Genomic DNA, 23,105 nt, shown 5'->3' with positions numbered 1-23,105 from the left:
AGACGGACGACCGCTCGGGGCGGTTGCCTGGACATACGTAAGAAGGGCCCGGTTTTCGAGGATCACTCCTCGAAAACCGGGCCCTTCTCACCTGTTTCACACGGTCGGTGGCTGCGGGGCCGGCTGTGGGGCGGACAGCGCGTCCGAGAGTTCGTCGGCGCCGGGGATTCCGGCCGCGGAGGCACGGGACTCCTGGCCGAGGTTGCGGGTGTCGGCCTTGAGGGCCAGCTCCTTCACCGCGGTGTTGAACTGCTCGATGGAGGTGGGCACGTCAGGACCGAGGAGGTACTGCTTGAGTTCCTTGCGGTCCTCGGCCAGCGGGTCCGCCTTCGGATCGCGTACGGCGGCCAGCAGCTCGCCCATCCGAGCGGCCTTGTTGTTGAGGATCACCGCGGCGCGCACGGCGGTGTTCTGCCGCTTGAACTCCTCCACGCCCAGTTCGGCGGAGTCGGTGACCGCGTACGGCTTGCCGCTCGCGATGAAGTCGGAGACGACGGAGGAGATGTCGGAGACCATCGCGTCGGAGACGTTGAAGCAGTCGAACAGGCGCGGCTCGGCGCCCTCGATGACGCGGTGCTCCCACTCCGGGAAGGAGCGCCAGTAGGCCTCGTTCCACTCGCCGCGCAGCCGGGCGACCTCCTCGTACCGGTCGACGTCGACGACGCCGTCCCGGGTGGCCTCGGCCTCGTCGGCCTTGTCGCCGCCGACGCCGACCAGCTCGGCGATCCGGGCCTCGATGCGAGCGAGGTCGGCCTTCGCCTTCTCCTGCCCGGCCGCGTCGGCGGTGAAGCGGGAGTCGGCGGCGCGCTCGGCGGCGGCCTTCTCCACCAGGGCGACGATGCGCCGGTGGGCTGCGGCGGCCTTCGGCAGGACCGTGCCCGTGAAGGGGTGCGGCTTGTACAGGACACGCACCGGCGGGTCGGCCTTGATCAGCTTCTTCACGATGTTCTCGCCGGCGAGCATGATCGAGGTGTTGCCCGGGTCACCGTCCCAGCCTTCCCAGGTGGGGGCGTAGAGCACGGTCGGGACGCGGCCCTCCGGCACGCCCTCCCAGCCCCGGATCGGCGCGAGCTGCGGGCGGCCGACCTCGACGATGTCCTCGTCGCGGACGCCGACGTCGGCGATGGCGTAGCGGTCGCGGCCCGCGCGGCCGGCGGTCCACACCTCGTCGTAGGCCTTGCTGAACGGGTTGACACTGGCCAGCTTGTCGCTGTCGCCGTGACCGATGAAGACGTGCTTCATGGTGGGCACGCGCAGCAGGTGGATGTTCTTGCCGACGTTCGCGGCGTACAGCGCGACCCGTACCGTGGACAGGTCCATGTTCATCAGGTGCACCCCTCCGGGCACGCAGATGACGGGGACCGTGGTGGGCGCGAGGTTCTGCAGGATGACCCGCTCGCGCAGGATGATCAGCGGCCGGGAGTCCAGCTGCTCCATGGTCTCCAGCCACATGTTGACCTGGTAGGCGGAGTCCTTGGAGCCGGAGAAGTACAGCACCGTCTCCGGCTTGTACTCGCGCAGCCAGTCGTCGACGGCCACCAGGACCTTGTCGGCGTTCGGCGGGATCTTGCCGCCGCGGACGTACGGCAGGAGCGCCAGGACGTACAGGCTGCCCAGGCCGAGGGTGAGGCCGATGCCGATGAAGCCGGCCACGGAGGAGCCCGCCTCGGCGGAGATCAGTATGCCGACGACGGCCGCGAGGTCGAGGTGGAGCATCTTCTCGGCCGACCGGTCGAGCAGGCCCAGCGGCGGCGCGTCCGGGATGTTGATCCGCGACTTCAGGTCGACGTTGCGGGTGGCGACCGGCATCCGGCGGCGGTTGCGGATCAGCGTGACCACGGCGCCGTGCGGTGCCTGGAGGCCGTAGAACGCGATGAAGCAGCCGATCGCGCCGTAGTAGATCAGGTTGTTCGCGAGGTCCAGCCGGGCCAGCAGCAGGATCAGCAGCAGCTCCCGGATCAGGAAGCGGATCGAGAGACCGGCTCTCACCTTGCTCAGCCGGTTGACCAGATAGCTGCCCTTGCGGTGCAGGTAGTGGTCGGCCAGGTACGTCACGGCGGCCGCTGCCGCGAAGGCGTAGACGCTCGGGATGAGCGCGGCCACCATGATCGCCGGGAAGCCCAGCATCAGGAGGACCGCTGCGGCCAGCTCCGACGCGCTGCCCACCCGGGCGACGCGAATAGCGGTGGATATCACGTAAAACCTGCTCTGGGAGGGGAAGTGCCGGTTTTGTTCTTTACGGATTCAGGCCCCTGCGAACGCCGGTCAATGCACTGCATTAACGCCGGAAAGCAGAGGCCTGAATAACGGAAGGCTAATTGTGGTCGATTATTACACGCCGTCCTGACGGTCCAACACCGAGGCCAGCGCCTGGTCGAAGCCGGTGGCCTCGGCGGCACCCGCCGTCGGGTCCTGCTGGCGTACGTCGATGACATGGCCGGTGAGCTCGGAAAGGAGCACGTCCAGCGAGGTGCGGGCCACCGCCTCGGAGGACAGCAGCGAGCCCGCGGGCTCCTGGCCGAAGGCCTTGGTGCGCATCGGCGTGGCGGTGCGCTCCGGGTTGATGCAGTTGACGCGGACACCGTCACCGGCCCACTCGTCGGACAGGGCCTGGGTGAGGTTCACCATCGCGGCCTTGGTCGAGGAGTACAGGCTGTACTCGGCGCGGCCGCGGGTGTAGCTGCTGGAGGTGTACAGCAGCAGCTGGCCCTTGGTCTCGGCGAGGTACTTGTAGCTCGAACGTGCGATCTGCACCGGCGCCAGGTAGTTGACCTTCAGCGCTTCCTCGATGGTCGCGTTGTCGGTCTCGGCGAGCTTGCCGATGCGCAGCACACCGGCGGTGTTGACGACGTAGTCGATCCGGCCGGTCTCCGCGTACGCCTTGGACAGCGCGTCGTCGACCTCCTCCGGGTTCTCGACGTGGGTGCCGGTGGTGGAGCGGCCCAGCGGGTACACCGTGGCGCCGTAGGACTCGGCGAGTTCGGAGATGTCCTTGCCGATGCCGTACGAGCCACCGAAGACGACGACGGTCTTGCCGGTGAGCAGCTGGCGGTACGCCTCGTCGCCGTTCTGCTCGGGGGCCGCCGTGGAGGCGAGCTGGAAGAGCTTGTCGGCGATGAAGACGTCGACCGGCTGGGTGACCTTCATGTTGTACTCGTCGCCCGCGACGACGTGGATCGGCACGTCCGGCAGGTACTTGAGCACGACCGAGCAGTCGTCCGTGGCCTGGAAGTTGGGGTCGCCGGCGGCGACCTCGTAGGCGCGGCGGATGGTGGAGAGCTTGAAGGCCTGCGGGGTCTGGCCGCGGCGCAGCCGGGAGCGGTCCGGGATCTCCGTGATGAACTCGCCGTCCTGGCCGTGCGTGCGGGTCACGATGATGGTGTCCGCGGACGGGATGGCCACGTCGACGGCCTCGTAACGCTCCAGCGCCACCACGCAGTCGTCGATGACGCGCTGCGAGAGCAGCGGGCGTACGGCGTCGTGGAAGAGGACGTTGAGGTCCTCGCCCTGCGCCAGACCCTCGCCGAGGGCCTCGATGGCGCGCTCGGTGGTCTCGTTCCGCGTGGAACCGCCCTCGATGATCTTCTTGACCTTGGTGAACCCGGCCTTGGCGACGATCTTCTCGACGTCGGGCACGTAGCCCGGCGCCATCAGCACGATGATGTCGTCGATCGAGTCCGCCTTCTCGAAGGTGGTCAGGGTGTGCTCGATGACTGCCTTGCCGGCGATCTTCAGCAGCTGCTTGGGGATCGAAAGACCCACCCGCTGGCCGGTACCACCGGCCAGGATCACTGCGGTGGTACGGGGCTTGGCTATGTGCTGGGACACAGAGGACCTACCTTGGGGCGACAGGGAACGGGGAAATGGTCCCACTTGCGGTTACCGCAGTGCAAGGTGAGCGCCCTTCGCTGCATATGTACGCGCTACCTGGCATTCACCTTGCACTGCTGGTGACCGCCGGAACCCCGCCGAGAGCGCCCGCGGAATTGCTGTGAGTAACGGCACAGGACCCATACGTCCATGCAGGTGATCCGGGCCGCCGTCTCGGCGCCGATCCCGACGGGGGCCTCGACCGAGCGGGGTGGGGCTGCACAAATTCTTCATATGCATCACCGCCCCGTTTCGTACGAGTCTGGAATACAGCCCGTCCGGGAGGCCATTGCCGCGGAATTCCTTGTTAAGATTCCGCAGCATTTCGGTCTCGGCGAGGGTGAGGGACCGATGGGCGGTGCCGGGGACCGGCCGGAGCAGATTCCCGGACCCCGCTCGCGGTCGTCGACCCGACGACGGTGACCCGCTCGGTCCCAGCCGCCCGGGCCCACCGCGAGGGCATGATCTTCGCGAGCAGGCGCAGGGTGACCAGGACGTGCACCCGGTCGCCGCCGAGCTGCTCCACGATCCGCGCGGCGGTTGCGTCGTCCTCGGCGTCGGCGAAGAACGCGGGCCGGGAGCAGGCGGCCGGCGCGGCCTCCATGGGGTGCCGGGTGTGCGCGGGGAAGTCCCCGCCGTACGCGGAAAGTTGCTCCTCCGCGGCGAACAGCGCGCCCTGGATCGCGGTGGTCCCGGTCTTGCGCGGCCCGATGCGCGGCAGCCGACCGGGACATGGATGACGCCTGGGACACGGATGAGGCCCGGGACGCGGATGAGTCCCGGGCGCCGGTCACACTGGCTTCGCTCAGAACGGCTCGAAGTCGTCGAACTCCCGCTCCGCGTCGCGGTCCCGGCGGCGCTGTGCCGCGGGCCTCGGGGCCTCGAAGCGGTGGTCCTCGCCGCGCCGGCCCAGCATCTCCGCCCCGGCCGTCATCGACGGCTCCCAGTCGAAGACGACCGCGTTGTCCTCGGGGCCGATGGCGACGCCGTCGCCCGCGCGGGCCCCGGCCTTCATCAACTCCTCCTCGACACCGAGCCGGTTGAGCCGGTCCGCGAGGTAGCCCACGGCCTCGTCGTTGTTGAAGTCGGTCTGCCGCACCCAGCGTTCGGGCTTCTCGCCGCGCACCCGGAACAGTCCCTCGTCCTCGCGGGTGACGGTGAAGCCGGTGTCGTCGACGGCCTTCGGGCGGATGACGATGCGCGTCGCCTCCTCCTTGGGCTTCGCGGCCCGGGCCGTCGCCACCAGGTCCGCGAGCGCGAACGACAGCTCCCGCAGGCCGAGATGGGCGACCGCGGACACCTCGAAGACCCGGTATCCGCGGGCCTCCAGATCCGGCCGCACCATCTCCGCGAGGTCCTTGCCGTCCGGTACGTCGATCTTGTTGAGGACGACGATCCGCGGCCGCCGGTCGAGCCCGCCGTACTGCTTCAGCTCCTCCTCGATGACGTCGAGGTCGGAGACGGGGTCACGGTCGGACTCCAGCGTCGCGGTGTCCAGGACGTGCACCAGCACGCTGCACCGCTCGACGTGGCGCAGGAACTCGAGGCCCAGGCCCTTGCCCTGGCTGGCTCCGGGGATCAGTCCCGGCACGTCCGCGATGGTGTAGACGGTCGAACCGGCCGTGACCACACCGAGGTTGGGGACCAGCGTGGTGAAGGGGTAGTCCGCGATCTTCGGCTTGGCCGCGCTGAGCACCGAGATCAGCGAGGACTTGCCCGCGCTCGGGTAGCCGACCAGCGCCACGTCCGCGACCGTCTTCAGCTCCAGGACGACGTCCTGCAGGTCCCCCGGCTCACCGAGCAGCGCGAACCCCGGCGCCTTGCGCCTGGCCGACGCCAACGCCGCGTTGCCGAGCCCGCCGCGACCGCCCTGGGCGGCTACGTACGAGGTGCCGTGGCCGACCAGGTCGGCGAGGACGTTGCCCGCCTTGTCGAGGACGACGGTGCCGTCCGGGACGGGCAGCACCAGGTCCTGGCCGTCCTTGCCGGAGCGGTTGCCGCCCTCGCCGGGCTTGCCGTTGGTGGCCTTGCGGTGCGGGGAGTGGTGGTAGTCGAGCAGCGTGGTGACGGACTGGTCGACGGTGAGGATCACATCGCCGCCGCGTCCGCCGTTGCCGCCGTCGGGTCCGCCGAGCGGCTTGAACTTCTCACGGTGGACGGAGGCACAGCCGTGGCCTCCGTTACCCGCGGCGACGTGCAGCTCGACGCGGTCCACGAAGGTGGTCATGGGGGGTGCCTCCAGAAGAACGGGGATGTCTCTTACGTAACACGCGAAAGGCGGACCCGCCTTCCCGCACGGGAAGTGAGGTCCGCCTCGCGAAGCGTTCGGTCTGCGTCTAAGCCTGGGCGTCCAAGCCTGGGCTCAGGCGACCGGAACGATGTTCACGACCTTGCGGCCACGGTGGGTACCGAACTCCACCGCACCGGCCTGCAGCGCGAACAGCGTGTCGTCGCCGCCACGGCCGACGCCGGCGCCGGGGTGGAAGTGGGTGCCGCGCTGGCGGACCAGGATCTCACCCGCGTTGACGACCTGACCGCCGAAGCGCTTCACGCCGAGCCGCTGGGCGTTCGAGTCGCGACCGTTCCGGGTGGACGATGCGCCCTTCTTGTGTGCCATCTCTCCTCAGTCCCTTACTTCGCAGCCGCGGGGATCTCAGTGACCTTGATCGCCGTGTACTGCTGGCGGTGGCCCTGGCGACGGCGGTAACCCGTCTTGTTCTTGTAGCGAAGGATGTCGATCTTGACGCCCTTGTGGTGGTCCACGACCTCGGCCTGGACCTTGATGCCGGCCAGCACCCACGGGTCGCTGGTCACGGCGTCGCCGTCGACAACGAGCAGGGTCGAGAGCTCGACCGTGTCGCCAACCTTGGCGGTGGAAATCTTGTCAACCTCAACGATGTCGCCGACAGCAACCTTGTGCTGGCGGCCACCGCTGCGCACGATGGCGTACACGCGGATCTCACTCTCTCGCTCGGGAACGGCACCCCCGCAGTCCAGCCGTCCGGCACGCGGGCAGCCTCTCCGCGGCACTCTGTGCTACAGAGGAAGAGGTTTACGGGGATGTGGCGTGGCCTTGTCCACAGACACGCCGACGGTCAAGAGTACGGGGACGCGCCTGAGACGGTCAAACCAGGTCCGGACAGGCCGGGAGGACGGCGTTCCGGGGGGCCGGAAGCCGCCGCGTCTACCCGGATCGGCTGCCGTTACGCTGTGACCCCAGACATACACCCACGGGCCACCGGCCGTACACACCGTGGCCACACTACGCAGGGCTTCCGGACAGGAGACAGGTACAGCAGATGTCGATCAAGGTGAGCGTCATCATCCCGGTGTACAACCCGGGAAAGTACATCCAGCCCTGCATTGACTCGCTGGTGCGGCAGACCCTGCCCGCCGACGAGTTCGAAGTCCTGTTCGTGAACGACGGCTCGACCGACGACACCCCGGAGAAGCTCGAGGCCCTCGCGAAGGAGCACCCGCACTTCCGGGTCATAAGCATCCCGAACTCCGGCTGGCCCGGTAAACCCAGGAACATCGGTGTGGGCGAGGCGAAGGGCGAGTACGTCCAGTTCCTCGACCAGGACGACTACCTCGCCTCCGACGCCCTGCGCCGGCTCTACGAGATGGGCCACCGCAACGGCTCGGACATCGTCATCGGCAAGGTGGCCAGCAACTTCCGCGGCGTCCCGCACGGCGTCTTCCGGGTGGACCGCGAGAAGTGCACCATCCACAACGCCCCGCTGTACGACAGCCTCACCCCGCACAAGATGTTCCGCACGGAGTTCCTGCGCGAGAACAAGATCGCCTACCCCGAGGGCAAGCGGCGCCTGGAGGACCAGCTGTACATGATGGAGGCCTACTTCCCCGCGAAGGTCGTCTCCATCCTCGGCAGCTACACCTGCTACTACTACTCGAAGCGTGACGACGGCAACAACGCCGGCTCGGCCCGCATCGTCCCCTCCGGCTACTACGGCAACCTCCGCGAGGTCCTCGACGTCGTCGTCGCCAACACCGAGCCCGGCGACTTCCGCGACCTGCTGCTGCGGCGCTTCTACCGGGTGGAGATGCTCGGCCGGCTGAGCGAGCCCAGCGTCCTGAAGTACGACGAGGCCTACCTCGACGAGATGGTCGACGCCGTGAAGCCGCTGGCCGAGACCTACATGACCGACGGTGTGCACAACGGGCTCGGTGCGCTCGCCCGCGTCCGCTCCACCCTGCTGCGCCGCGACGACCGGCAGGGCCTGGTGCGCTTCGCCCGGCTGATGAGCTCCATCAAGGGCGCGGCCCGCCTGGAGGACGTGGCCTGGCAGAACGACGGCAAGTTCGCCGTCACCGTCAGCGCCCGCCTGGTCGTCGGCGACGACGCCGAGCCGCTGCGGCTGCTGCGCCGCGACGACCGGCTCCACCTGCACCCCGACCTCACCGAGGGCTACCTCAGGGAGGGCGAACTGGTCGACGTCACCGACGAGTTGGACGGCTTCAAGGCCGAGATGTCGCTGCGCAACCGGGAGACCGCGGTCGAGTGGCCGTGCGCCGCGAAGTACACGGCCGCCGTGCAGGACCTGGGCGACGGTGTGTGCGAGGTCGTGCTGCGCGGCACCGGCCAGGTCAGCCCCCAGGGCGTCAAGGGCCGCGGTCCGGTATCCCGCGGCTTCTGGGACATCTGGGTGCCGGTCCGCGGCCTCGGCGTGGTCCGCAAGGCCCGCCTCGGCGCCGACCGCGCGCCCCACGTCGACCAGGACTGCCGCCCGGCGCTCCTCGGCTCCCCCTCCCGCGCGGTCATCCCGTACTTCACCGACCCGCACGGCAACCTCACGCTCGACGTGGACCGCCGCAGCAAGAGGCTGGCCACGTACCTGGAGAACCGCCCCGTGCAGCGGATGCCCGGCGAGCGGCCGGAGCTGCGGCTCGACCTGTTCACCCGCGCGGTGACCGCCCCGTACAAGACCGACCTGGTCCTGACCTCCGACAGCGGCCGCTCCTACACGCTGCCCGGCGAGGTCCGTCCGGTCGCGGAGCGCGGGCACATCGTGCTGCCCGAGCGGGCGGCGGGCGTCCCCGCCGGGGAGTGGAGCCTCTCGGCGAAGCTGGACGGGGAGAAGAACGAGGCGCTCGACCTGTGCGAGGTGACGGTCCGCGGCAACGGCAAGGTGCAGATCAGCAGCGATCTGCCCGTCGTGGACCCGGAGCTCGTGCGCTCGGCGCTGGCCAGGCGGCGCAAGGAGAACGTCCGCCGCAGGCTGAGCGCCGTGGGCGGCCCCGTCGTCCGCCGGCTGCCCTCGCCGGCCCGCAAGAAGCTCCGGGGACTGGCGAAGAAGCTGGTCGGCTGACCGGCGTCACGGTCTCGACCCGGCGAACAAGCAAGAGGATGTGATCACCATGCGGGAGCTCGGCATCGCCGGCGCCTGGATACTCGAACCGAAGATCTTTCCGGACGCCCGCGGGAGCTTCCACGAGTGGTTCAAGGGGGGCGAGTTCGAGAAGGCCCTGGGCCACCCGCTGAACCTGGCCCAGGCCAACTGCTCGGTCTCCAGCCGCGGCACGCTGCGCGGCATCCACTTCGCGGACGTGCCGCCCAGCCAGGCGAAGTACGTCAAGTGCGTACGCGGCGCCGTGCTGGACGTCATCGTCGACATCCGCGTCGGCTCACCGACGTACAAGCAGTGGGAAGCGGTGCGTCTGGACGACGTGGACCACCACGCGGTCTACCTCTCCGAGGGGCTCGGGCACGCCTTCATGGCGCTGAGCGACGACGCGACGGTCGTCTACCTGTGCTCCGAGGGGTACGCCCCGCAGCGCGAGCACGGCATCCACCCGCTCGACGCGGAACTCGGCATCGAGTGGCCGTCCGGTCTGACGCCCGTCCTGTCCGACAAGGACGCCGCGGCGCCGACCCTGGCCGAGGCGGAGGCCCAGGGCCTGCTGCCGTCGTACGAGGACTGCCAGGCCTACTACGCGCAGCTGCGCGGCTGAGCCGGCCACCCCAGGGGGGCCTCGCGGATCCGTCCGCGAGGCCCCCCTGCGCGTGTCAGCCGACCGGCCAGGCGCCGCCGTACCCGCTCTTGATACCCGGCCCGAGATCCAGGGCGGAGGGGGTGAACGCGAGCAACAGGGATCCGCCGCGCCACACCCGGACCTGTCCCCGGTCCGCCACCACGAGTTCGGCCCTTCTGTCGCCGTGGTTGTACAGCAGCTCCGCCGAACCGCCGGGCACCGCCCCCGCCCCCTCGGTTGTCAGCCCCCCGGCGCTCCCCCTGAGCACGATGAGCTCCTCCGGCCCGGTCCGGGGCCGGACCGAGAACACCACGTCGGCGTAGCCGTCGCCGTCCGTGTCCCCGACCGCCGGTGCGGCGCCGAACGTGCAGGGCATGAAGGGGCCGCCGACCGGCAGGCCGGCGGTCTTCTCGGTGACGCGTGACGTCTTCAGCGTCCCGCCGTACAGGACGGACAGCCGGCTGCCCCCTTCCGGGACCATCTCGTCGCCGAGCATCTCGCAGGGGAGTCCGGCCACGACGTCGTCGTGGCCGTCGTGGTTCACGTCCACCGTGCGCAGGGAGGAACCGTAGAAGCCGTCGGGCAGCGGAGGTCCCTTGACCAGGTTCCCGTCAGCGCTCCCCCTGTACAGGACGGTGGCGCGGGCGACCGGCGCGTAGTCCGCGAGGATGGACCAGCTGACCAGCAGGTCGTCCTTGCCGTCGCCCGTGACGTCCCCCAGGGCGGCGGGCACCCCGACGGGGTACTGCGGGTCACTCGGCGTCAGGTCGAGGGAGGTCGTACGGCGCGGTGTGCCCTCGCGGCTGAACGGTCCCAGCAGGAGCCGGAAGGAGTTCTCGCCACGCGCCCCCTCCCCCGGACCGACGACCAGATCGGTGTGTCCGTCGCCGTTCACGTCCCCCGCGAGGGGCGCCGAACCCGTCAGCCGGGCCGCCGCGGCACCGGACAGCCCCTTGTCGCTGCCCCAGACGACGAAGAGCGTCTTCCGGCCCGCCTGGGTGACGAGATCGGCCCGCCCGTCGCCGTCGAGGTCGGCGGTCACCGTGGTGCCCGGGCTGCCGAAGGCGCCGCCCTCGCCCGCCTTGCCGAAACCCAGATCGTCCTGGGTGACGACCTGCGGTTTCCCGGTCCGGGGGCCGTGCGCCGATCCGCGCAGGACGGCCGCATACCCGGCGGCGTACTTCCCGTGCACGGTCGCGGTCGTGTCGCCGACCACGAGATCGCCGTACCCGTCCCCGTCGAAGTCGGACCGGACCCCCGGATGACGTGCCTTTCCCCCGTCCGGGCCGCCGGAACCGCAGGCGGACAGCAGCAGGAGCAGGACAGCGACCACGCCGAGCGCTCTTTTCATGCAACCTCGGACCGCCGACAGCGGTCCGAGGTTGCACAGGAACGGAGAGGGTCAGCCCCGCTCGGCCTTGAGCAGCGCGGGGAACGCCTCGGTGAGCGCCTCCCGCCAGTCACGGATCGGCGTGATACCGGCCGCGGCCCACCGGTCGTGGCCCAGCACGCTGTAGGCCGGCCGGGGGGCCGGGCGTACGAAGGCCTCGCTGGTGGTCGGACGGACCCGCTCGGGGTCGGCGCCGAGCCGCTCGAAGATGGCCCGGGTGAACCCGAACCACGTCGTCTCGCCGGAGCTGGTGCCGTGGTAGACCCCGGCCGGTGCGACGCCGGCCAGGGCGGCGCGGCCCAGTTCGTACAGCAGCGCGGCGAGGTCGGCGCTCCAGGTGGGCTGTCCGCGCTGGTCGTCGACGACGTCGAGGGTGTCCTTGACGCCCTCCAGCTTGATCATCGTACGGACGAAATTGGGGCCGCCGGCGCCGTAGAGCCAGGCGGTGCGGACCACGTAGCCGCGCTCCGGCAGGCTTTTCAGCACGGCCTGCTCGCCGGCCAGCTTGGTGCGGCCGTACGCGCTGCGCGGGGCGGTGGGGGCGTCCTCGGCGTACGGCTCGTCGGCGTCGCCGGCGAAGACGTAGTCCGTGGAGACGTGCAGCAGCACGGCCCCGCTGCGGGCGCAGGCCTCGGCGAGGTGGCGCGGGCCGTCCCCGTTGATCCGCAGCGCCTCGTCCTCACGGGTCTCGGCGTCGTCGACGGCGGTCCAGGCCGCGCAGTTGACGACGACGGAGGGCCGGTGCTCCTCGAGCGCCAGGATGACGGCGTCGGCGTCGGTGAGGTCCAGGGCCGCCCGGTCCAGCGCGACGGCCGTCTCCCCGGCCTCGGCCAGCCGGGCCAGGACGTCCTGGCCCAGCATCCCGCCCGCGCCCGTGACCAGCCAGGTGCGGTCGCCGCTCACAGCGCCGCCCGCTCCTTCAGCGGCTCCCACCAGGCGCGGTTGTCGCGGTACCACTGCACGGTCTCCGCGAGGCCCTGCTCGAAGCTCTTGCGGGGCTCGTAGCCGAGCTCCTCACGGATCTTGGTGCAGTCGACGGAGTAGCGGCGGTCGTGGCCCTTGCGGTCCTGGACGTACTCGACGCTGGTGTCCCAGTCCGCGCCGCACGCCTTCAGCAGCAGCTCGGTCAGCTCGCGGTTGGACAGCTCGGTGCCGCCGCCGATGTTGTAGACCTCACCGGGACGGCCCTTGGTGCGCACCAGCTCGATGCCCTGGACGTGGTCGTCGATGTGCAGCCAGTCGCGGACGTTGCCGCCGTCGCCGTACAGCGGGACCTTCTTGCCGTCGAGGAGGTTGGTCACGAACAGCGGGATGACCTTCTCGGGGAAGTGGTGGTGCCCGTAGTTGTTGGAGCAGCGGGTCACCCGCACGTCCAGCCCGTGGGTGCGGTGGTACGACAGCGCGATCAGGTCGCTGGAGGCCTTCGCGGAGGAATAGGGCGAGTTGGGCTGGAGCGGGTGCGTCTCGGGCCAGGAGCCCTCGTCGATGGAGCCGTAGACCTCGTCCGTGGAAATGTGCACGAAGGTCTTGATCCCGGCGCGGTGCGCGGCGTCGATCAGCGTGTGCGTGCCCACCACGTTCGTGCGGACGAACTCCGCGCCGCCGTCGATGGAGCGGTCCACGTGCGACTCGGCGGCGAAGTGCACCACCTGGTCGTGCTCGGCCATCAGCTTGCCGACGAGCTCGACGTCGCAGATGTCGCCCTGCACGAAGGAGAAGCCGGGGTGCTCGCGCACCTCGTCGAGGTTGGCCGGGTTGCCCGCGTACGTCAGCTTGTCCAGCACGGTGATCGCGACGTCACCGGGGCCCTCGGGGCCGAGGAGCGTACGGACGTAGTGCGAGCCGATGAAACCGGCACCGCCGGTCACCAGGATCCGGGTGGCGGGGGATGTCATGAAGAGATCTGCACCTTGCTGTGATCACCGAGCACGAGCCGGTGGGCCGAAGGGTTACGGGGAGCGGGCGTCACCTCGACGTCCCGCCCGATGAGCGAGGCCTCCACCCGGCGCACGCCGGTCACGGACGAGCCGCGCAGCACAATGGAGTACTCGATTTCGCTGTCCTCGATCCGGCAGTCCTCGGACACGGAGGTGAAGGGGCCGATGTACGCGTTCTCCACCACCGTACCGGCGCCGACGATGACGGGGCCCACGATCCGGCTGCCACTGACGCGCGCGCCGGCCTCGATCCGCACCCGGCCGATGATCTCGCTGTCATCGCTCACCGTGCCCTCGGTCACCGGCTCCACGGTCTCCAGGACCGAGCGGTTGACCTCCAGCATGTCGGTGACGTTGCCGGTGTCCTTCCAGTAGCCCGAGATCGTGGTGGAGCGGACGTCGCGCTTGTCGTCGATCAGCCACTGGATGGCGTGGGTGATCTCCAGCTCGCCGCGCCAGGAGGGCTCGATGGAGCGGACGGCCTCGTGGATGGCCGGGGTGAAGAGGTAGACGCCGACGAGCGCCAGATCGCTCTTGGGCACCTTCGGCTTCTCCTCCAGGCCCACGACCCGGCCATCGGCGTCGAGCTCGGCGACACCGAAGGAGGTGGGGTTGGGCACCTGGGTGAGCAGGATCTGGGCGTCGGGCCGCTCGGCGCGGAACTCCTCCACCAGGCCGGTGATGCCGCCGACGATGAAGTTGTCGCCGAGGTACATGACGAAGTCGTCGTCGCCGAGGAAGTCCTGGGCGATGAGCACGGCGTGCGCGAGGCCCAGCGGTGCTTCCTGAGGGATGTAGGTGACCTCGATCCCGAACCGGGAGCCGTCCCCCACCGCCTCGCGGATCTCGTCCGCGGTGTCGCCGACGACGATGCCGACCTCGCGGACGCCGGCCTCGGCGATGGCCTCGAGGCCGTAGAACAGCACCGGCTTGTTGGCGACGGGCACCAGCTGCTTGGCCGAGGTGTGGGTGATCGGACGGAGACGGGTACCCGCTCCCCCGGATAGCACGAGAGCCTTCACTTATTGGTCCCCATCACTGCACTCTTCGCTGGACCGAAAAGCCCAACTTGTCTGAATTTAAGGTTAACTTTGAGAAGCATCATAACCTTGCCCGCACTCCTCCGGTTCACCGTGGGTACTGACCGGGCCGTCAGAAGCCACCCAAACGCGATCCGTCCCCGGTCCGAGGACCGGGGACGGATCGCGTTGTCGGCAGGCCGGGCTGTCAGCCCTCGTCCGCCGCCGTGGAGACGGACGACACCGGCCGCTGTTCGGCGGCCGTCGTCTTCTTCGCCGCCTTCTTGGCGGTCGTCTTCTTGGCGGCGGTCTTCTTCGCAGCCGTCTTCTTGGCCACCGTCTTCTTGGTGGCGGCCTTCTTCGCGGTGGCCTTCTTGGCCGTCTTACGGGCCGTCTTCTTGGCCGGAGCCGTGTCCTGGGCGCCGTCCTCGGCGGCCGGGGCCTCCGTGGCCGACGGAACGACCACGACGGCCGTCTCCTCGGGCGCGGTGGGCGCGGTCTCCTTGCGCACCGCACGGCGGCGCGGACGGGCCGGAGCGGCACTCTCGGCGGGCGCCCCGGCCTCCTGCTCGGCAGCCGCGGGAGCCTCGGCCGCGGGTACGGTCACGGTCTCGCTGACGGTCACCACCGCCGCCTCGGCCCCGGCCGGCGAACCGGCGGGCGCCGACACCTTGCGGGTGGCGCGACGGCGGGTACGGCCCTTGGGCGCGGCCTCCTCGGCCGGCTCGGCGCCGACCACCGGGTCCTCCGCGGCGACGGGCCGGGCCTGCGCCTCGGCGGCCGTCTCCGGCTGCACGGGCCGCTCGGCCTCCACCTCGGCCGGCACGACCTGGGCGGTGGGCACATCGGCCACCTCGGTGTCGGACGCGGCCTTGACGGCGTCGGCGCGCCCGGCGCCCTTGCCGTCGGCCGCGTCGGACCGCTCCGTCTCCGGGCGGGTCCGACCCTGCGGCGCGCCCGCCGGGGCCGAGGCCCGCCGGCTCGTCCGGCGCCGGGTGCGGCCACCACGGGACACCGCGGCCTCCGCCTCGGCGACGCTGCTGTACAGCTCCTCGTCCGGCTCGAAGACCGGCGCGGGCAGCTCGACCGGCTCGGCGGCCTCGGCGGCGATCTCCGCCGCGGTCTCGATCTCCGGCTCGACGGCCTCGCCGCTCTCCACGACCACCGCGGCGGTCTCGTGCACGTGCTCCTGCTCGTGCCCGTCACCACCCCGGCCGCGCTTCTTGCGCTTGCCGCCGCCACCGGCGGAGGACGGCTGCTCCATGTGGACGATGACACCGCGGCCGTTGCAGTGGACGCAGGTCTCGGAGAAGGACTCCAGCAGCCCCTGCCCGACCCGCTTGCGGGTCATCTGCACGAGGCCCAGCGAGGTCACCTCCGCGACCTGGTGCTTCGTACGGTCCCGGCCCAGGCACTCCAGCAGGCGCCGCAGCACCAGGTCCCGGTTGGACTCCAGCACCATGTCGATGAAGTCGATCACGATGATGCCGCCGAGATCGCGCAGCCGCAGCTGGCGGACGATCTCCTCGGCCGCCTCCAGGTTGTTCCTGGTGACCGTCTCCTCGAGGTTGCCGCCCTGACCGGTGAACTTGCCGGTGTTGACGTCGATGACGACCATCGCCTCGGTCCGGTCGATCACCAGCGAACCGCCGCTGGGCAGCCAGACCTTGCGGTCCAGCGCCTTGGCGAGCTGCTCGTCGATCCGATAGGTGGCGAAGACGTCGACCTCGCTGGTCCACTTCTGCAGCCGCTCGACGAGGTCCGGCGCCACGTGGGACACATAGCCGTGGACGGTCTGCCAGGCCTCGTCACCGCTGACGATGACCTTGGAGAAGTCCTCGTTGAAGATGTCCCGCACGACCCGGACGGTCATGTCCGGCTCGCCGTACAGCAGCGTCGGGGCGTTGCCGTTCTTCGACTTCTTCTGGATGTCCTCCCACTGCGCCTGCAGCCGCTCGACGTCACGGCGCAGCTCGTCCTCGCTCGCCCCCTCGGCGGCGGTGCGCACGATGACGCCCGCGTCCTCGGGGACGATCTTCTTGAGGATGGTCTTCAGCCGTGCGCGCTCGGTGTCGGGCAGCTTGCGGCTGATGCCGGTCATCGAGCCCTCGGGGACGTACACGAGGTAGCGGCCCGGGAGGGAGACCTGGCTGGTCAGACGGGCGCCCTTGTGCCCGATCGGGTCCTTGGTGACCTGGACGAGCACGGACTGCCCGGACTTCAGGGCGGACTCGATGCGGCGCGGCCCGTTGGCCATGCCCAGCGCCTCGAAGTTGACCTCACCGGCGTAGAGCACCGCGTTGCGGCCCTTGCCGATGTCGATGAAGGCGGCCTCCATCGACGGCAGCACGTTCTGCACCTTGCCCAGGTACACGTTGCCGACGTACGAGGTCGACTGCTCCTTGTTGACGTAGTGCTCGACGAGCACGCCGTCCTCCAGGACGCCGATCTGCGTGCGCTCACCGCTCTGCCGGACGACCATCACCCGCTCGACGGCCTCACGACGGGCCAGGAACTCGGCCTCGGTGATGATCGGGACGCGCCGGCGCCCCTGCTCCCGTCCTTCGCGACGCCGCTGCTTCTTGGCCTCGAGACGGGTCGAACCCTTGATCGACTGCACCTCGTCGGACGGCTCCGACGGCTTACGGGGCTCGCGTACCTTGACGACGGTGCGCTCGGGGTCGCCCTCGCCGGGCTCGGTGTCGACGGAGGAGTCACCGGCGCGACGGCGACGACGACGGCGACGGCGGCTGCTGGCGCTGGACCCGCCGGCCTCGTCGTGGGCCTCGTCGTCCTCTTCCTCCTGCTCGGCGGTGTCCTCGGCGTCCTGCGCGGCCTGCTCGGCGGCGAGCTCGTCGGACTCCTCCGACTCGTCCTCGCCCCCGGCCTCGGCGGACTCGCCGCGACGGCGACGACGGCCACCGCGCCGACGACGGCGCCGCGACCCGGTCTCCTCGGCCTCGTCCTCACCGTCACCGGCGCCCTCGGCCGACTCCTCGGCCTCCTCCGTCTCGTCGTCCTCGACGACGGCCGGCGTCTCGACCTCGGCGGTCTCACCCCGGCGGCGACGGCGACGGCGCGTACCGGCGGGCTGCTCCTCGGCAGGCTCCTCGACCTCTTCGACGGCCTCGGCGGCCTCCGCGGCAGCGGCAGCGGCGGCCCGCTGCGGGGTCTGGAACTGCGGCTCGGTGAACACGGGCGCCTGGAACACGGCCACGGCGGGGCGAGCGGGCTTGCGCGGTCCCTCGTCCTCACCGGCCTCGCCGGACCGGGCAGGCTCGGAGAACCCAACGGCGGCCCGCCGGACCACCCGACGCCGGGCGCGGCGCGGGGAGGCGTCGTCGTCGGCCTGGGCGGCGGGGGCCTCGGGGGTACGCGCGGCGGATCCCTCGGGAGCAGCGACGGCCTCGGGGGCGGCGGAGCCTCCGGCGGCCTGACCGGCGGTGTCCGCGCTGACCGAGCTTTCTGCGGTCTCGGCGGTCTCGGCGGCCGCGGACGTCTCGGCGGCCGCGGACGTCTCGGCGTCCGTACCACCGGCAACGGACGTTTCGGCGTCAGGCGCGGACACGCGGCGGGTGGCCCGACGGCGGGTACGGCGCGGAGCCGTGTCCTCAGCGGGCGTCTCGGCGACCTCGGCAAGGGCCGGCGCCTCGACGGGCTCGCTCTCCTGCGCTGCCGCGGCGGCCTCCCCGGCGCCCTCGGCGGAATCCGCCGGCACCACGCTCTGGGCCGTCGCCGCGGACGTCGGCACCCCGGCGGGCGCGGACACGCGGCGCGTGGCACGGCGACGCGTGCGCGGCGGGGCGGCGTCCTCGTCGGACGCGACGGCCTCGGACTGCTCGGCGGCGGCAGCCGTGGCCTCCTGTGAAGCGGGCGCCGGAGCGGCGGGCACCACGGTCTCGGCGGCCTCGGCCGACGCGGGGGCTGCGGCAGGCGCGGAGGCACGGCGGGTCGCACGGCGGCGCGTACGCGCGGCGGGCGCGGGAGCCTCGGGCTCCTCTGCGGTCACGTCGGCGCCGGAAGTCTCAGCGGTCTCCGCCGCCTCGACAACCTCAGCGGCCTCCTCGCCCTCCTTGACCTCTTCGGCCACGGAGACCTCTTCGGCCACGAGGTTCTCGGTGCTGGCGGCCGGTATGGCCGGCGTGGTGATCTCCTCCGGCGTCCCGGCGGCCGCGACCGGCGGTCCCGCGGGGCGTGAAGCGGCACGGCGCCGACGACGCGGCGGCAGGGTGTCGCTGGGGGTGTTCAGGTCTTCGGAACCCTCGGTGGGTTCGGTCGGTTCGAGCATGCGGGCTTGTCTCCCGTCAGGCTCCCGGGCGCCGCGCCTGGCCCGGCGTCGATGACTCGATCGCCGTTGACGTCCGCGGCTCGCGCTGTGCGCGGTGCCGCCGTCCGGGGCGCGGGCGCCGCACGGGAGCTCTCTGTGTCCTGTCTCGCCGGTTCCGTACACCCTGTTGGGTACGGCCTGGCGAAAGTCTTCTGGTCGGTGCGCTGCCCGACCCAGGTGGCTCCCGAGTACGAGGGCGACGCTACGACGTCCGTCCTTCGCGGGACCTTCCTTACGCCGGCGCCTTCGCGGCGGCAGCGGAATCGGCCACCAGGGCCGTCGCCGCCTCGCGGTCGGGCGCGAGCGGGTCGGTCACCGTGCCGGTCTCTTCATCGAGCAGCCCCTGCGCCAGCCTGGTCACCGCTGCGGGGACCGGCGGCGCCAGGTCGGCCACGGCGCGGAGACCGGACAGGACGTCGTCGGGTCGTACGGCAGGCGTCACGTGCCGAACAACCAGCCGCAGTATCGCACAGGGCTGGTCGGTCGGCCTATCAGCCGGATCACTATGCGTTTCGAGGTGTACGACCGCGGAGCGGGCGTCGAAGGTCCGCACACCGTTCTTCGTCGTCCGCTGGACCTCGACGGCCCCGGCGGAGTTGAAGGCGGTGACGGCCCGCTCGGCCTCCTCGGGCCGTATGCCGTCCAGCCTGAGCTCCCACACGGAAGCGGTCAGCCGGTCGGCGAGACCGGAGGTCCGCGCCTCGACGGCGTCGACGACGTCGAGCCCGGCGGGCAGCGACTCGTCGAGCAGGACCCTGAGCTTCTCCGGGTCCCGCGCCTCGGTGAGGGCGATCTCCAGATACTCCGCCTCACTGCCCGTGCCGGTGGGTGCGGCATTGGCGTACGACACCTTCGGATGCGGCGTGAACCCCGCCGAGTACGCCATCGGCACCTCGGCACGGCGCAACGCACGCTCGAAAGCGCGCTGGAAGTCACGGTGGCTGGTGAACCGGAGGCGGCCGCGCTTGGTGTAGCGCAGTCGGATGCGCTGCACCGCGGGTGCGGGCGGCGGGCCTTCGGGCTGTCGCTTGCCCAGTGTCGTTCAGTCCTTCGTGAGAGCGGTCGTACTGCTACCTAGAGTACGTGTCTCGGCGCCCAGAGGTTCCCGCCGGTCCACGGAGGGGATTCGCGCGCGCTCGCCGAACAGCATCCGCCGGACGTCGGCCCGGGCCTGCCGTACCGACTCGCGGGCCGAGGCCAGCGCTTCGCGCGCCACCCGTCCCACACCGCGGGCCACCGCGGCGACCGGCCGCAGCACGACGTCCCGCACGATCTGTCCGAGGGGTGTGAGCACGGTCCGCCAGAACCATCGCACGGGCTCCACGAAGATCCACCGCAAGAGGGTCCCGAGCGCACGCCCCACGGCGAGCGAGACGCGCCCCGCGACCCTCCAGGCGTGCCCCAGCGCGTCCCCCACCTCACGCCCGACGACGGCGAGGACCCGGCCCACGGGAGCGAGCACCCAGCGCCACAGCGCGAGGGCGGGCAGCACGATCAGCACCCGGCCGACCCAGTACAGAACGGTCCCGACCCCCGAAAGCACCAGGCCCAGGCCTCGTACGAGCCCGGCCGCACACCACACGACCGCCCGTCCCAGCGGCACCAGCACAGGCAGCAGCCCGCGCGCGTACACCCACGCCAGGGCGTCCCGCACAGCCCGCCCGAGGGGAACCACCACGGACTGACCCAGCCACACCATGGGCACCACGACAATCACGTTCCCGAGCCACCCGAGCACCCGCCCGACCGGCACGACGACGTATCGCCACAGCCCCACCAAGGGCCATACGAACAGGGCCCGACCGACCCACGCCAGCACCCGCCCGACCGGCCGCAGCACGGTGTCCCGCAGGAACCTTCCGGCGACGACGAGCGCGTCCCACACCATCCGCAGGGGCACGACCAGCACGAACACGACGATCCGCACCGGCGCCCGAAGCGCCACCACGAGACAGCCTTCGGGTTCCCGAGACTGCGGCGCCCGCTGCTCCAGATCCATACCTGCGTAGACGCGCCCGGGCGCGCCACGGATGCAGCCGGTCTCGGCGGACCACGGACATCGCCCTCACTGCGGCGGCGCCACCCCGGACCCGAGCGAGCCGACGAACCCGTCGAGCCGCGCCACGACCCGCCGCAGCACCTCCACCGATCCCGCGACGTCGTCACCGAGCTCGAGCGAGTGATCCGCCGAGGGCACTTCCAGCACGTCGTGCGCCAAGCGGCCGGCGACCCCCGAGTCCCACATCCTGTCCGCGGTCCCCCCGACGAGGAGGGTCGGCGCATGAGTCCGCCGAAGGGAACGCACCACATGCTCGAGCGTCAGAACGGGCGTGAGCCAGACCGCCGGAAGATTCCGCTCAGCCGCGACACCGGATCCGAGCGAGCCCAGGGACTTCCCGACCAGCAGCCCGCAGGCGCCGCCCTCCGCCTCGACAGCCCCCGCGACCTGCCCCTCCACCCACGCGACCCGCTCCTCGACGCTGAACTCCGAGAAATCCCCGGGAATCCGCCACCACACCTCCTGAACCGTCCACCCGTGGCTCAGCAGCACGGCCCGAGCGAAGTGCAGCAGTGGCCTTGCGGGCGAGTAACCAACCCCCGGAACGACGACCGCGACCCGGTCGGAGGCGCCGGCGTAGCGAGTGGGGACACCGAAGGACGATGAATCGGGCATCCCCGCAGGCTACTGGCGGCCGGTCCCCCGACTCGGCGCATGCTTCACCGATCAAGCGCAAGGCTCCGCCTGCGTCAGGTGAGGGCGGTGCCCGGCTGATGCGGGCCCAGTTGCGGACCAGTTCCACGTAGCGCGCAGAGAATCAGCGCGTGCACCGCGACCACCTGCGACAGCCACTCCCCGGCTCGGCCTTTCCTTCCGACGGACAGTGTAAAAAGGGTCGTTTCGTGTCGAAGGACGATGGGGACCCGCACCCAACGCCGTCGGAGCGCTGAAGCTCGGCCCAGCGGGCCGGCGGCCCAAACCACCGTTCCGCCGACCCGGTTGAACGGCCCGCAGAGACGTGCCGGAGCCACGTCCCCGTCCTGGCGCTTCCGAGAATCGGCTCTTTGTGCGCCCCATCATCGCCGTGCCGCCGTCATGCCGCGGCACCGAGGGAAGTCATCATGAAAGCAGCGGTATATGAAGGACCGCGTACGGTCACGGTGAAGGACGTACCGGACGCGAAGATCGAGCATCCCTGCGACATCATCGTCAAGATCACCACCACCAACATCTGCGGTTCGGACCTGCACATGTACGAGGGCCGCACCTCTTTCGAGCCCGGCCGCACCCTGGGACACGAGAACATGGGCCAGGTCGTGGAGGTCGGCCCGGCCGTCCGCAAGGTCCAGGTCGGCGAGTACGTGGTGCTGCCCTTCAACATCGCCTGCGGCTTCTGCAAGCAGTGCGAGCGGGGTCTGACCAACTACTGCCTGACCATGCAGCCGGAACCGGCTCTCGCGGGAGCCGCCTACGGATTCGCCGACATGGGCCCCTACCAGGGCGGCCAGGCGGAACTGCTGCGCGTGCCCTACGGCGACTTCAACGCGCTGCGCCTGGGCGAGGACGCCGCCGAGCGGCAGACCGACTACGTGATGCTCGCCGACATCTTCCCCACCGGCTATCACGCCACCGAGATGGCCAACGTCAAACCCGGCGACCAGACCATCGTCTTCGGGGCCGGTCCCGTCGGGCTGATGGCGGCCTACTCCGCTCTGCTCAAGGGCGCCGGCCGCGTCTGGGTGGCCGACCACCAGCCCGACCGGCTGCGCAAGGCGGAGGAGATCGGGGCCATCCCCATCAACACCGCCGAGCAGAACCCGGCGGAGGTCGTCAAGGAGGCCACCCTCGGTCTGGGCGCCGACAACGGTTGCGAATGCGTCGGCTACCAGGCACACGACCCCGAGGGTAAAGAGGACGCCGGCCTCACGCTCAACGGCCTCATCGACTCGGTCAGGTTCACGGGCGACATCGGCGTGGTGGGCGTGTTCCTGCCCCAGGACCCCGGCGGCGAGGAGGCCCAGGGGGAGCTGGAGGCGCAGGGAAAGATCCCGATCGACTTCGGATGGATGTGGTTCAAGGGCCAGCGCATGGGCACCGGACAGGCGCCGGTGAAGAAGTACAACCGGGCGCTGCGAGACCTGATCGCCGGCGGGAAGGCGAAGCCGAGCTTCGTCGTCTCCCACGAACTCAGCCTGGACGAGGCCCCCACCGCCTACGAGCACTTCGACGCCCGTGACGAGGGCTGGACCAAGGTGGTTCTGCATCCCAACGGACACGGCAACGGCCACAAACAGTAAGGCGACCAAAGACGTTGGCATGCCCGCTCCCGGACCGGGCCGGCTGACCGGTGACGTCCACCCCCGGCTTCGGTCCGGGGTGGACGCGCAGCCGTCGCCTGACCTCCCGTCATACCTGGGCGGCGGCGATCGCCCGATCCCGGCCCGGTAGAACGGACAGCTGACCCCGTCGCCCAGCCTGACGCGCGCCCACGGGCCAGACCGGAGCCGCACCCCCTCGTGAAGTCAGGTCACGGACTTGGGGGTTGACATCTGACAGGCCGTGGCGCGCT

Annotated in this window: 17 protein-coding genes; 3 read left to right on the top strand and 14 right to left on the bottom strand. The window is 70.7% G+C overall.

What is annotated here, in order from left to right; translation table 11 throughout:
- Window positions 1-96 precede the first annotated feature (96 nt).
- The 6 genes from ABZ453_RS01480 to rplU form a co-directional block, all read right to left on the bottom strand.
- Window positions 97-2,196: a hypothetical protein gene (locus tag ABZ453_RS01480; protein ID WP_359010395.1), complete on the bottom strand. Its 2,100-nt coding sequence runs from the start codon at window positions 2,194-2,196 to the stop codon at window positions 97-99.
- 135 nt (window positions 2,197-2,331) lie between these two features.
- Entirely contained in the window at window positions 2,332-3,828 is a 1,497-nt protein-coding gene (locus ABZ453_RS01475) for a bifunctional cytidylyltransferase/SDR family oxidoreductase (protein WP_359010393.1), read from the bottom strand.
- Between the two features lie 349 nt (window positions 3,829-4,177).
- Window positions 4,178-4,474 carry a hypothetical protein gene (locus ABZ453_RS01470; RefSeq protein ID WP_359010391.1) on the bottom strand — a complete coding sequence of 99 codons (297 nt, stop codon included), beginning with the start codon at window positions 4,472-4,474 and terminating at the stop codon, window positions 4,178-4,180.
- Window positions 4,475-4,675: 201 nt separating this feature from the next.
- The gene (obgE, locus tag ABZ453_RS01465; RefSeq protein WP_359010389.1) at window positions 4,676-6,097 is read right to left on the bottom strand and encodes a GTPase ObgE; all 1,422 of its coding nucleotides are present in this window, start codon (window positions 6,095-6,097) and stop codon (window positions 4,676-4,678) included.
- A gap of 135 nt (window positions 6,098-6,232) precedes the next feature.
- Complete coding sequence (gene rpmA / locus ABZ453_RS01460) at window positions 6,233-6,487, bottom strand: 50S ribosomal protein L27 (protein ID WP_023550764.1); 255 nt, start codon at window positions 6,485-6,487, stop codon at window positions 6,233-6,235.
- Window positions 6,488-6,501: 14 nt separating this feature from the next.
- The gene (gene rplU / locus ABZ453_RS01455) at window positions 6,502-6,822 is read right to left on the bottom strand and encodes a 50S ribosomal protein L21 (protein ID WP_007381993.1); all 321 of its coding nucleotides are present in this window, start codon (window positions 6,820-6,822) and stop codon (window positions 6,502-6,504) included.
- Between the two features lie 347 nt (window positions 6,823-7,169).
- Between rplU and ABZ453_RS01450 the strand changes: the two genes are divergently transcribed.
- A complete protein-coding gene (locus ABZ453_RS01450) occupies window positions 7,170-9,200 on the top strand; it encodes a glycosyltransferase family 2 protein (protein ID WP_359010387.1) in 2,031 nt (676 codons plus the stop codon).
- 49 nt (window positions 9,201-9,249) lie between these two features.
- On the top strand, window positions 9,250-9,843 hold the full coding sequence (gene rfbC, locus ABZ453_RS01445; RefSeq protein WP_359010385.1) for a dTDP-4-dehydrorhamnose 3,5-epimerase: 594 nt from the start codon (window positions 9,250-9,252) through the stop codon (window positions 9,841-9,843).
- 55 nt (window positions 9,844-9,898) lie between these two features.
- On the opposite strand, the gene ABZ453_RS01440 is transcribed toward rfbC, so the two are convergent.
- From ABZ453_RS01440 to ABZ453_RS01405, 8 genes are all read right to left on the bottom strand, one after another.
- A complete protein-coding gene (locus tag ABZ453_RS01440) occupies window positions 9,899-11,215 on the bottom strand; it encodes a VCBS repeat-containing protein (RefSeq protein ID WP_359010383.1) in 1,317 nt (438 codons plus the stop codon).
- Between the two features lie 51 nt (window positions 11,216-11,266).
- The gene (rfbD, locus tag ABZ453_RS01435; RefSeq protein WP_359010381.1) at window positions 11,267-12,157 is read right to left on the bottom strand and encodes a dTDP-4-dehydrorhamnose reductase; all 891 of its coding nucleotides are present in this window, start codon (window positions 12,155-12,157) and stop codon (window positions 11,267-11,269) included.
- Entirely contained in the window at window positions 12,154-13,149 is a 996-nt protein-coding gene (gene rfbB, locus ABZ453_RS01430) for a dTDP-glucose 4,6-dehydratase (protein WP_133041010.1), read from the bottom strand. The genes rfbD and rfbB overlap by 4 nt, the downstream gene beginning before the upstream one ends.
- Entirely contained in the window at window positions 13,146-14,213 is a 1,068-nt protein-coding gene (locus ABZ453_RS01425; protein ID WP_356768151.1) for a glucose-1-phosphate thymidylyltransferase, read from the bottom strand. The genes rfbB and ABZ453_RS01425 overlap by 4 nt, the downstream gene beginning before the upstream one ends.
- Window positions 14,214-14,418: 205 nt before the next feature.
- Window positions 14,419-18,498, bottom strand: a complete 4,080-nt coding sequence (locus tag ABZ453_RS01420) for an Rne/Rng family ribonuclease (RefSeq protein ID WP_359010378.1) — start codon at window positions 18,496-18,498, stop codon at window positions 14,419-14,421.
- Between the two features lie 271 nt (window positions 18,499-18,769).
- The gene (locus ABZ453_RS01415) at window positions 18,770-19,531 is read right to left on the bottom strand and encodes a TIGR03936 family radical SAM-associated protein (RefSeq protein ID WP_359010376.1); all 762 of its coding nucleotides are present in this window, start codon (window positions 19,529-19,531) and stop codon (window positions 18,770-18,772) included.
- Between the two features lie 48 nt (window positions 19,532-19,579).
- Window positions 19,580-20,536 carry a hypothetical protein gene (locus ABZ453_RS01410; RefSeq protein ID WP_359010374.1) on the bottom strand — a complete coding sequence of 319 codons (957 nt, stop codon included), beginning with the start codon at window positions 20,534-20,536 and terminating at the stop codon, window positions 19,580-19,582.
- Window positions 20,537-20,602: 66 nt separating this feature from the next.
- The gene (locus ABZ453_RS01405; RefSeq protein ID WP_359010372.1) at window positions 20,603-21,088 is read right to left on the bottom strand and encodes an alpha/beta hydrolase; all 486 of its coding nucleotides are present in this window, start codon (window positions 21,086-21,088) and stop codon (window positions 20,603-20,605) included.
- A 569-nt stretch (window positions 21,089-21,657) separates the two neighbouring features.
- Here ABZ453_RS01405 and ABZ453_RS01400 point away from each other — a divergent pair.
- Window positions 21,658-22,833 carry a glutathione-independent formaldehyde dehydrogenase gene (locus ABZ453_RS01400; protein ID WP_359010370.1) on the top strand — a complete coding sequence of 392 codons (1,176 nt, stop codon included), beginning with the start codon at window positions 21,658-21,660 and terminating at the stop codon, window positions 22,831-22,833.
- The last annotated feature ends 272 nt before the right edge of the window (window positions 22,834-23,105 follow it).

The sequence above is a fragment of the Streptomyces sp. NPDC005799 genome (assembly GCF_040630525.1).
In the GTDB taxonomy this organism is placed as follows: Bacteria; Actinomycetota; Actinomycetes; order Streptomycetales; family Streptomycetaceae; genus Streptomyces; species Streptomyces griseorubiginosus_B.
The sequence above is the reverse complement of the archived record's forward strand: the minus strand, read 5'-3'. Positions and strand labels throughout refer to the sequence as shown.

Bases quoted from the DNA above. Each gene is read 5' to 3' on its own strand.
- ABZ453_RS01470 (WP_359010391.1), bottom strand. From the start codon at position 4,474: ATGGAGGCCGCGCCGGCCGCCTGCTCCCGGCCCGCGTTCTTCGCCGAC.
- obgE (WP_359010389.1), bottom strand. From the start codon at position 6,097: ATGACCACCTTCGTGGACCGCGTCGAGCTGCACGTCGCCGCGGGTAAC.
- rpmA (WP_023550764.1), bottom strand. From the start codon at position 6,487: ATGGCACACAAGAAGGGCGCATCGTCCACCCGGAACGGTCGCGACTCG.
- ABZ453_RS01450 (WP_359010387.1), top strand. From the start codon at position 7,170: ATGTCGATCAAGGTGAGCGTCATCATCCCGGTGTACAACCCGGGAAAG.
- rfbC (WP_359010385.1), top strand. From the start codon at position 9,250: ATGCGGGAGCTCGGCATCGCCGGCGCCTGGATACTCGAACCGAAGATC.
- ABZ453_RS01440 (WP_359010383.1), bottom strand. From the start codon at position 11,215: ATGAAAAGAGCGCTCGGCGTGGTCGCTGTCCTGCTCCTGCTGCTGTCC.
- rfbB (WP_133041010.1), bottom strand. From the start codon at position 13,149: ATGACATCCCCCGCCACCCGGATCCTGGTGACCGGCGGTGCCGGTTTC.
- ABZ453_RS01420 (WP_359010378.1), bottom strand. From the start codon at position 18,498: ATGCTCGAACCGACCGAACCCACCGAGGGTTCCGAAGACCTGAACACC.
- ABZ453_RS01410 (WP_359010374.1), bottom strand. From the start codon at position 20,536: ATGGATCTGGAGCAGCGGGCGCCGCAGTCTCGGGAACCCGAAGGCTGT.
- ABZ453_RS01400 (WP_359010370.1), top strand. From the start codon at position 21,658: ATGAAAGCAGCGGTATATGAAGGACCGCGTACGGTCACGGTGAAGGAC.